The organism is Microvirgula curvata (assembly GCF_054781615.1).
In genome coordinates this window covers 353403-365286 of sequence record NZ_BAAGUB010000036.1, presented here as the reverse complement: position 1 = coordinate 365286, position 11884 = coordinate 353403, and the positions used below count along the sequence as shown (strand labels likewise).

The following is an 11884-nucleotide window of genomic DNA, read 5'->3' as shown; positions in this document are numbered from 1 at the left end:
TCACATAAAAGCACCCATTACTGCAGCATACCTTTAGAAAGCCAGGCACGCATCAAGTCGTGGAAGGCATACACCCCACCCCACCGGCTTGCCTGTCTCAGGCCATGACCCAAGTTAAGTTGCGACCATAGGGTTACTTGATGGTAACCAGCACAATCACGTCTGATGCACACGCTTGAAATGGCATCCCCCTCGCTCCGCGCTATACCGAGAGCGAGCAGATTAATGCCTGCATTTTTTTCTACCGAGCCATACCTGCACCACTGCCTCCTTCCAACTTCAAAGGAGAGGCAAAGTGGACAATAAAAAACGCGTAAAAACAGACTATTACAAATTTTGCAGGTATTTCACTCCGGCGTCTCTAACAGCCTCGCAGACGCCGAAAGAGAAGAAAAAGCGGGCCCATGGAAGGGTCATGCCTCTTACCTACCAACGTCTACTGGACGAGCAAACCCGAAAAATTCAACTGGAAGGCCTGAACGAACAAACGGCCGCCAATCGAGCAACGGCCCTGCGCAACTTCCTTCGCGCCAACAAAATGCGCCTGGATGATGTCGTCGGCGACGAAATGCGCCTCAAACATCCAGAGTCCATTGAGCGGCTTGTTCGCATGCTTGAAGCGGAAGGACGCTCGTCACGCTCCATCTCCAACACCCGTGCCGCTTTTCGCCCATGGCGCGACGCCATCATTGAGCACGACACCGCGCAGGCATTGGCCGCAGAGAAAGGTACGCCGTTCGTCCAGGCTCTCAAGGGTGTCATCGCGAACTCTCCCGTGAAACGCGTTGCCAGACAAGCCGGCGTCCCTCAGGACATGCTGAGGGGATGGCTGCTCGGTAAGCAACCGCGCCCATCCAGTGTCAAGTATCTCATACGCATCGAAGCGTTCTTTGGCTTGGAGCGAAGCAGTCTCATCAACCTAGCCGGCGTGAAGCCACGGGGTTACAAAACCCAACTCGGCGGGCCGCCAGCCCCGATTCAATACAATCAAACGGTCCTAGCGCTTACCCAGCAGCACTACTGCTGCAAGCCGGAACCGGAGTCCCCCTTGCGTCAGCAATGGTACAAATACATGGCGTACAAGACTGCAGCCGTTCCCACCTTAAAGCGGACCAAGCGTGGCAAGTGGAGATTCTCTCCATGTCCGCTATCCTCAAGCACTGATGCAAACTGGTGGGCATTCCATGGTGGCAGAGAAGTCGCCTCAGCACGGATTGCCTGGCACAAAACATCTTCCTACCTTGGATGGCTGTCTCTTCCCCAGGAACGAGGCGGCAAGGGGTTGTCTATAGATAGCGTACAGACGCTGGCCTGGCTGGCCGTCCCTGACTTTCTGGAGGAGTACCTAGACTGGTGCAAGGAGCGGGTCGGGACGCGCAACCGGGGCAGCACTCAGTTTTTGGCATTCGTTGGGTCACTGGTTCGCCCACGCTTTGGCTACCTGTGGCAGCAACCCAGCATGCTGGCGACCTTGCCCGCTCAATACGTCACTGAAGGCTGGACAGCATTCTGTGAGCGGCAATTTGATTTGACCGAGCAACTGGTATCGGCCTACCAGAGTGAAATCGAAGTCTCACGCGACTCGTTTGAGCCTATCCGCAAGCTTGTCGAATTGCGTCAGCCGATGGAAGCTATCGTGGATATGATTCAACGCATGCGCGCCAACCGCCCCGTAGGCTCTCCTTCTCTGGAAGCAATCTGGGCCAGAGACCTCGCCCTTATCAAGCTCATCATCTCTAACCCGCTTCGTCGAAGGAACCTGGCGCACCTGACATGGCGCCCGGACAATACAGGGGAACTCTATCAACGCACTGATGGGTCATGGTGGATTTGCATTCCCAAAACCAAGTTCAAGAATCGTAACGGTGCCGCTGGGGATTCCATCTATGACAGCGAAGTGCAATCGTCTGCTTGGGCAGACCTTGAACGCTATCTGTTCATCTATCGGCCCAAACTACTGCGCTCCCCCACCGACTTGGCCTTCCTGACCAGACTCGAGCGCGGGACTACTTCCCATCGACCTTGGATGGAGTTGAGCGCAAAGATATGTGAGCTGACGGCCAAGTACATCCCCCAGTGTTCAGGTTTCAGGGCCCATGCCTTCCGACACATCGTCGCCACGTCCATTTTGAAAGCAGAGGGCGGCACTCACAAAACGGCCGCACGGGTACTGAACGACCGGGTGGCGACCATAGAGAAGCATTATGACGGGCTAACCAGCAACGATGGCGCGCGAGAAATGGGACGATTGCTCGGTTCTCAGTTCAGCCGGATGTGAAGCTCCTCTGACCTCCTCCCGACTAACCGAGCGGTCTAAGCTGGAGATTTCCGGCTTCAAGATGGGCTAGCCGGAACTCGCTGGGAGTCCGGTCGCCCAGCGAACTGTGCGGCCTGAATTCGTTGTAATCCTGCCGCCAGCGCTCGATCTTGTCACGCGCGTCAGCCAGCGACAGAAACCAATGCACGTTCAGGCACTCATCCCGCAGACTGCCGTTGAACGACTCGATGAAGGCATTATCCGTGGGTTTCGTCTACGTCGCTTTCGTCGTTGACGTCTTCGCCCGCTTTATCGTTGGCTGGCGCGTCAGCCGCAGCATGCACACCGAGTTTGTGCTTGATGCGCTGAAGCAAGCGTTGTGGGCGCGGCAGCCGAGTCGCGCCTCTTTGATCCACCACAGCGATCGCAGCTCGCAATACGTCTCAATCCGTTACAGTGAACAGCTGCCCACCAAAGGGGGAAGGAGCAAGAAGGGAGAAGCCGTCCTGGTGATATTCCCCATCCAGCCTAAGGGTGAACTTGTCTGCGGGTCGACTGGACTTACCCCCGTACTTCAAGCCACTGCCTTGGCTTCGTTTGCCCATATCTGAGGGAATTGCTCGGCGCGGATTGCCGGTGCAATGGCCTGAATGCTGAAGCTGGCCAGTTGGTGGATATCAAAGGGGTCGGCTGCAATCATCTGCTGCATGTCAGTCTCCTGCTCGCCGTGTGCCAGGATAAATCCGCCCGTGCCGCTGACCAACGGGCCTGCGAACAAGATGGGGCCTTGCCGGATATTGTCGGCTAACCATGTCTTGTGGCCTTCCAGTTGTGTTTGGACTTCCTGCTCTGGACGCAGGTAGTTGAGGGTAATGGCAAATAGCATGCGTTTTCTCCGGTAATGAAAGGTGACTTACAGTCCGCCGAGGCTACGGTTAATGGCGCTTTTGGCTTTGGCAATGCCTGCCTCACGGATTTCAGCGGCTTTCGATGCGCCTTCCGCACGGACAAAATGCACATCGTCGATACCCAGAAAGCCGAAGAATGCGCGCAGATAGCCCTCCTGGAAGTCCATGTACGCCAGCGGGCCTGCAGCATAGAAACCACCCCGGGCCGAGGCGACAATCACTCGCTTGCCACCGGCAAAACCAACAGGGCCGCGTTCGGTGTACTGGAAGGTTCGCCCCGCCTGGGCCAGGCGATCCAGCCATGCCTTGAGCTGGCTGGGGACGGAGAAGTTGTACATGGGGGTGCCCACTACGATGACATCGCTGGCCATGAGCTCCTCAAGCAGCAACTCCGATAATTGATGTTCCTGCAGCGTGGCCTCGTCAAACGTGGTCACGCCGCTAGGCCGGAATCCGGCTGCGATGGCACCGGTCAGATGGCGGATTTCCTGCTGCACCACATCGCGGTAGACAAGCCGGGCTTCAGGGCGCGTGGCTTGCAGCTGCTGCACCACGGCAGCAGCCAAGTCACGGGTGATGGAATGTTCGCCAAGGATGCTGGCATCAATATGCAAAATGTTCATAGGAGTCTCTTGATGGGAGAGGTGTTAGCGACTGGCTGCTCTGGCTGCCTGATCCAGCAGGCTGGCGATGGCCGCCGGGCGGGAAATCATGGAGAGATGACTGGATGGCACCGACCAGATAGTGGCGCTGATTTGCCTGGCCATACGTAGCTGTACCTCGGGCTGCAATGCCTGGTCACGCGTGGTGTGCACATACCAGCTGGGCTTGTCGCGCCATGCGACATGCCCGATCTTGCTGCCAAAGCTGGACATGGCGATGGGTTGCTGTACAGCGGCCAACAGTCGCACCTGCTTGATGGGCACATCAGCGGCCATCACCTGGCGAAACTGGACTGGCTGGTCCAGCCAGAGCATGCCATGCTCATCGGCAGCAAGTCCGCCCATGGGAGCGTGCAAGCGCGTCAGCAGGTCACTTACTGATTCATTACTGTCCGGCACCAGGGCCGACAGGTAGACCAGGCCCTTCACATTGGGGGCATTGCCCGCCTGCGTGATAACCGCTCCGGCCCAGGAGTGGCCAACCAGTAGCACATCTCCCCTTTGCCGCTGCAGTACTTTTTCGGTGGCAGCAACATCGTCAGCCAAGGACGTCAGTGGGTTTTGTACTGCGCTGACGTGATAACCCAGGCTCTGCAATCTGCTGATGACTTGCCCCCAACTGGAGCCATCGGTGAATGCGCCATGCACCAACACAATATTGCGGATGGCGGGCGCGGCCTGGCCCGGAGAGCTTGCCAGTGTCAATACCACACCGACAAGGGCAAGCAGTTTCTGCTTCCAGTCATAGGGGGGGCGTGCGCTGGAATTTTTGCTTGAAAATCCTTTTGGATCATTTGCTTGTGACATTTCTTTTATCCTGGTGGATCAATGTCATACAGTGTAGCCGGGAGGATGAAGGTAAATAAGATGGCGAATTTGACATTGTTCATGGAAAATTCGCCAAACAGGCAATGGAGAAGGTGATGCAGATCGCAATCGTGGCACTGGAAGGCAGTTTGTTATCCGCCATCAGCGGCTTGGCGGACATGTTCTGGATCTGCAATCAGGCTAGCCACAATCCGCCACCTGGGGTGGAGGTGGGACTGGCAGGCATGCCGGGTCCGGTGTTTCATACCAGTATTGTCAGTGCCGATGGCCAGCCCTTGCGCGATCCACAATCTCGGTTGATTCCGGTTGATGCGACATTCGATACAGAAACCGCCTACGATGCCATCTTGATTGCCGGCATGGCACTGGGGCCTGACGGCTTGCCCCCGCATGCCGAGGCACAAGCGGAGGCTGCTCGCTGGCTGTCATCCCGCCATCAAGATGGCGTGCTGATTGGCGGCGCCTGTGCTGGCACCTTTGTGCTGGGAGAGGCCGGTTTGCTCGACCGGCGTCGTTGTACCACCACTTGGTGGTTACACCATGTATTCAAGCAGCGCTTTCCTGCTGCCGGCCATGTGTGGGGTAGTGCAATGGAGGAGCAAGATGGCATCATTACCACGGGAGGTCCGCTCTCCTGGGTGGATCTGGCCCTGCATGTCATCCGGCGACTGGCCGGCCCGGAACTGGCCCGACTGGCCGCAGACATTGCGGTAGCCGATAGCCTGCCCTTGCCCCAATTGCTGTATGCCCCGCGTGGCTTCGTCAACACTACCAACCCCCTGCTTTTGCAGGCAGAGCAAATCATCCGCCATGCCCAGCCCGGGATAACGGCGGAGGCCTTGGCCCAGGCATTGCACCTGAGTGAGCGCACCTTGCACCGCCGCCTGAAGCAACTGACCGGTGAGTCACCCAAAGCCTTTATCACCCGCGTCCGCATCGAAACGGCCTGCGTGTTGCTGGGTACGCCGGGCATCGGCATCAAGCAGGTGGCCAGCCAGTGTGGTTATGGTGATGAAACCGCTTTCCGACGGGCCTTCATACAGGCCATGGGTCTGACCCCGGTGGATTACCGCCGCAGGATGCAAAGCCGCCACAGCTAAATAGTTAACTTCAGTAGTGTCCACACCTGCTCACTTTTCATCAGAGCCTGCCCGAGTTCAATGTAAACCAGCCATTAACCCGTCGACTGTTAAAAGGCGGCTTTACAACGCTAAGGTGTCATTGATCAGCCAGACATGAACTTCTGCTTCGGCTGAGGAACTGCCATTAGAGAGAGACGCGGCGATGGGTGGCTTCTGGCCAAACTCAGCCGGCGCATAGCGGCGGCTGAGCCAAAAATTTCTGGCACAATCAGCATGCTTATTACCCGGACGCCCACCGTATCGGCACCAGCCCGCATATCTAGTGGTGCGGTGGCCAGCCAGATGGTGTCAACGCGAATCATCGTAGCCACTCGCGCAGGCAGGCGCTTCGCTGGTTGGCCATGACACCGTCGCCAGAACCTCGCCGCGTTGCAGGCGGATCTCGATTGAGCGGCTCGTGGGCATCATGGCTGGTAGCACTCCGACTGGCACGAATGCCCGCGCGCTTGCCTGAGAGCGAGCGCGGTCGAGACGAATCCATTTGTGCAGCAGATGGAATTGATGCCGTGCGGCAGCGCGACTACCGCGATGGAGGCGCCGGGCTGGGCACGCTCGGCGACGATTCGGGCCTTGAGGGATTTGGGATAAGAGTGCCGTTGGCGTAAAGAGGAGAGATCGGTCTTCGGCATGGTGCCCACCAAAAAGAGGTGGACACTAAGCAGGACTGAACATGGCCTCAAGAGTGGTTGGCCGGGCGCTTACATCTTGCTGACCAGCGCCAGGCCGTTTGCTTATGCACTCGCCCTTGTTTCAGTTTGGTTGCGGACATATGGCTTAACCGGCAGGCCAATCGTGGTGGCGACCGAGGTTAAGCCAACATAGCTTCGCTCAAGATGCTCTTCTCAATGACGCCTGCCGCCGTGCCTCCACTGCTCCTCCCGAAGCGTGTTTTACGTACCCCTTATCATGCGGACCTGGCAGCCAGGCGGGCCGGTATCGGCCCGGCATTCAGGTCTGTCAGCATTGCTAACGGGGGCTGTGCGTTGCATGATGCTCGTCTTGGGCAGCGAATCGCTGTTTTCCACATGCGTTTCCTTTTTACAAGATGAGGCGCAGAGCCAGGGGGATAGCGATGGTGAGGATTAAGAGATTATTAGATTACCAGCGGCCGGCAGACTGAAATCACCTTGTGGGGACAGTTGCTTTTTCCGGTCTGTGAGCACAAGCCGGCAGCCTCCCGTTCCACGCCGCCAGAAGCTCTTCAATTACGCAGCACCTCACCAGCCTCCAAGCCTGGCTAACTGGGCTAACGATACTACAAAGTCTATAAATACTAGTCGGGCGTATATACGTGCGAAAACACCCCGTATTCAGATGGATTTTTCTTCTTTTCTAAGCCAAAGGAGATGCCGCCCCCAAGCAAAATCGATGCCGCCCCCAAGCAAAATCGATGCAGACCCCAAGCACAACCGATGCAGACCACAAGCACAACCCTCTCCAGAAAAAACCTAGCCGCTTTTAGTTCTCCTTTTACCTGAGATGGCTATGCAATACTGCCTTTGGCGAAATAATTCAGGCCAATTTTGTATATACACAGGGGTCTCAATTAATGTATGTAGATTATGAACCGCCAAAAAACTTCCCGTCACTCCTCCAGTACGCTCCAGCTCGCTGTCCGCATCCCATCCTCGCTTCACGCACAGTTTTACGATTCTTGCAAAAGTCGAGGGACAATCGGTTCCAAGATGATACGGACGTTGAGGGAGCTCTTTGTTCAAAAGGCCAAACAGCAATAATGAATAAGCAGACTGCACCAAAAGCCACCCAGGACCAGGTCAACGAGCTACGAGCGCTGGCGCGCCGAGCCTCTGATGCCGCTCTCACCGCTGCGCCAGACCAGCAATTGACCGTTCTGGAAGCTGCAGAGCGTCTTGACCGCATTGCTGGCAACATCGAGCGTAAGGCAAAAAAGGAGGCTGTCGAACCAGCAATCGCCATGCTCCCATCGGATGCCACAGCGGAAGAAGTACGAACGGCACGTCGCCGTCAGGCTACTTGCCGAGGCGCCGATGTCTATCTCCCCAGTTGGTCCGCTATGTCCCAGGCCCTACCAAATGCCTTCCTGCGGTCCGCCCTCTTCTCCTCCTGCCGCAGTGTCCAAACTGAGAATGCCAAGGTGCTGGCAGGTGACCAGACCCTTCTGATAGCAGAAAAAGTGATTGTGACCTTTCAGAATGTGACCCTGACCTTCAGTGGGTATGAGCTCTGCCAGTTCGACCGCCAGGTCTATGCAACCTGCCTGGACTACTATCGGGAGAGACCACTCTCACCTGAAGCGTGCACACATCACATCCGCACCTCATTTTACGAGTTTGCCACTCACATGGGCGGCAGCTACAGCCTGGACACCCACAAGGCCATCCGGGCCAGCCTGCTTCGCTTGAGCTTCGCCCAGATGCGGCTGCGCTTCAACCGACTGAATCTTGAGGTCCCAAAGCTACTCACAGTGAGCTTTGCCGATGGAGAAGTCGGGGAGGGCTTTAAGGGCAGTGACATACTGCTACTGCGAGTCACAGAATCCGTTGCAGAGCTATTTGGGCCCGGAGCCTGGACAGCTGTCGACAAAGAAGCAGTGAGCTATGACGGACTCATGGGCTGGCTGGCAAGCTTCTACGCCAGCCACTCGGGACCTCAATGGCTACCAGTTATGCGCTTATATCAGCTATCTGGCTATGAATCACATATGCGCAACTTTAAGGCCAGTCTCGTCCGCGCACTGGACAAACTTAAGCATGAGAAAAGGCCAGCCTGCAGCAGGGTAAGTGCCTATCACTTCTCGAAAGATGGCACAAAACTGATGGTCGTTTGCTCAGTCTGGAGTACAAAAGTGCTTTCCGAGTAACCGCTCCTGGCTGCAAATTTTCTCAGAATGCCACCCCCAGCCTCGAATGACCACAAAATAAAAAGCACAGTAAAATACAATTCCCTTTTCGCGATAACTATTCACCCCAGCTAGTGGGAGTTGTTTTATTGGCGACGTCCGCTTGTACTGCTTGATGGCTACCTGACGCCGCAGCTTCGTTCTGGAGTTGTGACTCGTACGCTGTGATGTCGTCGAGCACCTGCTTCGCGCTCGGATTCTGTGATGCCGCACGTTCGATACGCTGGATTACTTGCCCAAACCACTTCGGACGCTGGTCTGGCCTCATCCCGTAGAAGCTTTGCGTGGTCAGCGTATGGCCTTCGGCGAGGCGAGAGACGGCCCGGTAATCTTGGTCTACGAGCAACACGCGCTCTTCCGGCTTGCCCTTGCATTTCATCTTCGTAAAGATGTAGGCCTGCCCGACCGTCTTGTCCGGCTCTGGAGGCAGGACAACTTCCTGTCTCCCCTGGCGGACAGTTTCCGGCCAATTCCGCGCGTATGGAACTGCCACACCCTCAGCATTGCACGTCGAGAACCACGGCCCTCCCTTATAGGCGCTAACCGCCGTCACTGTGTCGACGTCATTCAGGTTAACGTTCGGATAATACGTCTGGGATAAGTGAAGCGTGATACTGAATGCCATTGCCGCAGACCACCCTAGGAGGTTGGCCCCAGCCATGATGAGTTCAAACATATTCAACTATTCAAGAGGGATAGACGATACACCGGCGACTTGAGCAAGGCCGGTACCTAGATAGGGGAGCACGCACGCTGCTGAAATTGGCAGCGGCTCGATTTGGGAGCGGACACCCATCCGACCCAACACGCATCCTTCCACCATCAATAAATGACGTTTAATTCTACGAATTACGTAGAGATATTGCAAGTCCATCCTACGAATATCGCAGGATGGTAAGAAAACAGCCAGCTACCGTCCTTGGCCATCGCTTGCGTGAAGCACGACAACGGGCAGCCATGCCCCAGGACCGCCTGGGCATCGAAATTGGCCTGGATGAGGGAACTGCAAGTGCAAGGATTAGCCGCTATGAAACGGGTGCACATGAACCACCATTTGACATCGCAGCTAAACTGGCGCATGTGTTATCGGTGCCTACGGCATATCTCTATTGCGAAGATGATGAGCTTGCGGACCTGATACTCACCTTCGGCCGCCTAGCACGACAAGACCGTGAACGCATCAAGCATCTGATTGCAACCATGCAAATGGGCGACGAAGACTTACGGGATGCAGCTGACTGACACGCCCCGGCAGGACCGGTGTCAGTCCAAGGCGCGATTCTGATTGCTCTACCCTGCACATCCTGCCCTTTGCCGAGTTCTATGAGCGTGTTGGCTTGCCCGTACAAACGGCTAAGACGCAGCTCATCGAACTATTGAAGCAAGGCAAGCACTCGGCCTGCTAGGGAATGACTAGAAGAGTGAAGATGATTTCGTCACGTCGACAGGTAGCAGCCTTGTCTACCGCACTATCTACATCATCAACAGCCTCATAGGATTTTCATTGAGCCAGCCGATGTATATGCAGTCCAAGAGCAATTTGAATCGTCTTTACCCTGTGCCGCCTAGTGCGGGTACGGTGTGCACTGTGGTGCGTCAGGCTGTATTCTTTCGTACCGCACCCAAAACTACAGTCTCCCCGAAGAGTTTCCGCGCTTAGCGGCAATATCCACTAAAGGGAGAGGCGTCCTGAACTACAGAGGTCAAACCTAGTTCACTCTCCGCTTAGCAGCAGGAAGGATGATAATCCCTGGCCTTTGGCGGCCAGGCTGCGAAGACGCAGGCAGCCACTCATAGAGATTGCGGGACTTAAGACCGGGAAAATTCCCGGTCTTTCTTTATGAGCAATCAACGCTCTTTGCTAACAAGTAAGAAGCTCCGGCAAGCAAATTTTACTCAACAGGCCAAGGGAAATCTGCTGTAAGTGGGCAAACGACATAGTCAGGTGGGCACAAGGCTCATTGAAATGGCGCTTGTTACACTGCCTTTGCCTTCCGTACGGCATGAACCAGCTCTGCATCGGTTGGATTGTAGTAGCGCATTGCCATCTGCAAAGTTTTCCACCCCATGACTTTTGCCAGCGTTGCGACCTCCATCTTCGGTGCCATTCTGGAGGCTGCTTCATGCCGCAAGTCGTGGAAACACAACCCTTCAATGCCTGCTCGCACGCAATCCCGCCGAAAGGCTGCAGACAAGCCGTTCGAGTCATGAAACGTCATGAGTCGCGTACTGCGGTCTAGCGGACATGGAAGAACACATAGCAACCTCTCGGCCTTTTCGGACAGAGGCACGATTCGTGCGGCACCGTTCTTGGTCCTGTGTAATCTGATGACTTTGGCTGCCAGGTCGATTTGCCTCCATGTCAGTTGCACCATTTCCCCTGCGCGCATCCCGGTTTCAATGGCGAGCTGGATTGCAAGCAAAAGCGATGGAGTCATGCTATTGCTTGCTGCGGCAAACAGACGTGCCTCCTCATCGTCGACCAGGCGGCGGCTTCGTCCTGGCGGCAGCTCCGGTTTGCGAATGGACGTAATAGGATTATCAACGGGGATACTCCACTCACTACGCAGCGTCGTGAACAAATGCGACATGAGCGCCAACTCAAGACGCACCGCGTTCGCACCGACTTCTTTCAGTCTGACATCACGATAAGCGGCAAAGTCAGCACTCCGGAGCGAAGCCAAAGTTCTCGTAGCCAGGGGATGGGCAAGCCATTTGCGAAGGGTGTTGAGCTCCTTTGCCGCACTCTTCTTTCGAGGTGTTACCTCCCGGGCGTAACGCTGAAGCGCCTCCCCTAACGTGGTGCGCTCGGCTTCCGAACGATCAACGAAGATACCCCGAGCCATCTCCGACTCGATGGTATTGGCCCAAACTTGCGCCTCCCGTTTTGTTTCGAACGTCCTGATTTGCGCAGGAAAACCTTTGCGACGAATGGTGACTTGATACTGATGCGGACCGCGATGAGTGATGGTTGCCATATTCCTGTTCCTTGGTTGGATACAGGGTATAGCTTGGGAAGTGCAGCATAATTGCAGCAAAAACCCGTCACATATGAAAAGGGGTTAGCGAAAAATCGCTAACCCCTTGATTTTACTGGTGCCGTTGAAGTGAATCGAACACTCGACCTACTGATTACGAATCAGTTGCTCTACCAACTGAGCTACAACGGCAACCTGACCTGCGGAATGTCGATGAATCGGCATTCC

At 55.8% G+C, this 11884-nt stretch carries 10 protein-coding genes, 1 tRNA gene and 2 pseudogenes; 5 read left to right on the top strand and 8 right to left on the bottom strand.

Annotated features, from left to right (window positions below; translation table 11 throughout):
* The first annotated feature begins 295 nt into the window (after positions 1-295).
* Entirely contained in the window at positions 296-2278 is a 1983-nt protein-coding gene (locus ACYVG8_RS18650; protein WP_460746542.1) for a hypothetical protein, read from the top strand.
* A gap of 22 nt (positions 2279-2300) precedes the next feature.
* Here the strand turns inward: ACYVG8_RS18650 and ACYVG8_RS18645 are convergent.
* Positions 2301-2528: pseudogene (locus tag ACYVG8_RS18645) on the bottom strand (integrase core domain-containing protein); the annotation flags it as partial.
* On the opposite strand from ACYVG8_RS18645, the pseudogene ACYVG8_RS18640 reads away from it, so the two are divergent.
* Positions 2524-2736, top strand: a pseudogene (locus ACYVG8_RS18640) (DDE-type integrase/transposase/recombinase); the annotation flags it as partial. The pseudogenes ACYVG8_RS18645 and ACYVG8_RS18640 overlap by 5 nt on opposite strands.
* Positions 2737-2831: 95 nt before the next feature.
* Here ACYVG8_RS18640 and ACYVG8_RS18635 read toward each other — a convergent pair.
* Genes ACYVG8_RS18635 through ACYVG8_RS18625 form a run of 3 tightly spaced genes read right to left on the bottom strand, consistent with a single transcriptional unit; the run spans position 2832 to position 4634 of the window.
* The gene (locus ACYVG8_RS18635; RefSeq protein ID WP_460746540.1) at positions 2832-3143 is read right to left on the bottom strand and encodes a YciI family protein; all 312 of its coding nucleotides are present in this window, start codon (positions 3141-3143) and stop codon (positions 2832-2834) included.
* A gap of 27 nt (positions 3144-3170) precedes the next feature.
* Positions 3171-3788 carry an FMN-dependent NADH-azoreductase gene (locus tag ACYVG8_RS18630; RefSeq protein WP_460746538.1) on the bottom strand — a complete coding sequence of 206 codons (618 nt, stop codon included), beginning with the start codon at positions 3786-3788 and terminating at the stop codon, positions 3171-3173.
* Between the two features lie 24 nt (positions 3789-3812).
* A complete protein-coding gene (locus ACYVG8_RS18625; protein ID WP_460746536.1) occupies positions 3813-4634 on the bottom strand; it encodes an alpha/beta fold hydrolase in 822 nt (273 codons plus the stop codon).
* 116 nt (positions 4635-4750) lie between these two features.
* Here ACYVG8_RS18625 and ACYVG8_RS18620 point away from each other — a divergent pair, with 116 nt between their 5' ends.
* Positions 4751-5755 carry a GlxA family transcriptional regulator gene (locus ACYVG8_RS18620; protein ID WP_460746534.1) on the top strand — a complete coding sequence of 335 codons (1005 nt, stop codon included), beginning with the start codon at positions 4751-4753 and terminating at the stop codon, positions 5753-5755.
* A gap of 446 nt (positions 5756-6201) precedes the next feature.
* Here the strand turns inward: ACYVG8_RS18620 and ACYVG8_RS18615 are convergent, their stop codons facing one another.
* Positions 6202-6426: a transposase gene (locus ACYVG8_RS18615; protein WP_460746533.1), complete on the bottom strand. Its 225-nt coding sequence runs from the start codon at positions 6424-6426 to the stop codon at positions 6202-6204.
* Positions 6427-7532: 1106 nt separating this feature from the next.
* Between ACYVG8_RS18615 and trfA the strand changes: the two genes are divergently transcribed.
* Positions 7533-8639 (top strand): plasmid replication initiator TrfA, encoded by a 1107-nt coding sequence (gene trfA, locus ACYVG8_RS18610; protein WP_460746532.1) that lies wholly within the window; start codon positions 7533-7535, stop codon positions 8637-8639.
* Positions 8640-8736: 97 nt separating this feature from the next.
* On the opposite strand, the gene ACYVG8_RS18605 is transcribed toward trfA, so the two are convergent.
* On the bottom strand, positions 8737-9354 hold the full coding sequence (locus tag ACYVG8_RS18605; protein ID WP_460746530.1) for a hypothetical protein: 618 nt from the start codon (positions 9352-9354) through the stop codon (positions 8737-8739).
* A gap of 215 nt (positions 9355-9569) precedes the next feature.
* Here ACYVG8_RS18605 and ACYVG8_RS18600 point away from each other — a divergent pair, with 215 nt between their 5' ends.
* The gene (locus ACYVG8_RS18600) at positions 9570-9920 is read left to right on the top strand and encodes a helix-turn-helix domain-containing protein (protein WP_460746529.1); all 351 of its coding nucleotides are present in this window, start codon (positions 9570-9572) and stop codon (positions 9918-9920) included.
* A 734-nt stretch (positions 9921-10654) separates the two neighbouring features.
* Here the strand turns inward: ACYVG8_RS18600 and ACYVG8_RS18595 are convergent.
* The gene (locus ACYVG8_RS18595) at positions 10655-11656 is read right to left on the bottom strand and encodes a site-specific integrase (protein ID WP_460746528.1); all 1002 of its coding nucleotides are present in this window, start codon (positions 11654-11656) and stop codon (positions 10655-10657) included.
* 116 nt (positions 11657-11772) lie between these two features.
* Positions 11773-11848 (bottom strand) — tRNA-Thr (locus ACYVG8_RS18590).
* Between the last annotated feature and the right edge of the window lie 36 nt (positions 11849-11884).

Excerpts from the sequence above, each read along its gene's own strand:
- ACYVG8_RS18615 (WP_460746533.1), bottom strand. The coding sequence starts at position 6,426 with ATGCCGAAGACCGATCTCTCCTCTTTACGCCAACGGCACTCTTATCCC.
- ACYVG8_RS18600 (WP_460746529.1), top strand. The coding sequence starts at position 9,570 with ATGGTAAGAAAACAGCCAGCTACCGTCCTTGGCCATCGCTTGCGTGAA.
- ACYVG8_RS18595 (WP_460746528.1), bottom strand. The coding sequence starts at position 11,656 with ATGGCAACCATCACTCATCGCGGTCCGCATCAGTATCAAGTCACCATT.
- ACYVG8_RS18605 (WP_460746530.1), bottom strand. The coding sequence starts at position 9,354 with ATGTTTGAACTCATCATGGCTGGGGCCAACCTCCTAGGGTGGTCTGCG.
- ACYVG8_RS18635 (WP_460746540.1), bottom strand. The coding sequence starts at position 3,143 with ATGCTATTTGCCATTACCCTCAACTACCTGCGTCCAGAGCAGGAAGTC.
- trfA (WP_460746532.1), top strand. The coding sequence starts at position 7,533 with ATGAATAAGCAGACTGCACCAAAAGCCACCCAGGACCAGGTCAACGAG.
- ACYVG8_RS18620 (WP_460746534.1), top strand. The coding sequence starts at position 4,751 with ATGCAGATCGCAATCGTGGCACTGGAAGGCAGTTTGTTATCCGCCATC.
- ACYVG8_RS18630 (WP_460746538.1), bottom strand. The coding sequence starts at position 3,788 with ATGAACATTTTGCATATTGATGCCAGCATCCTTGGCGAACATTCCATC.
- ACYVG8_RS18625 (WP_460746536.1), bottom strand. The coding sequence starts at position 4,634 with ATGTCACAAGCAAATGATCCAAAAGGATTTTCAAGCAAAAATTCCAGC.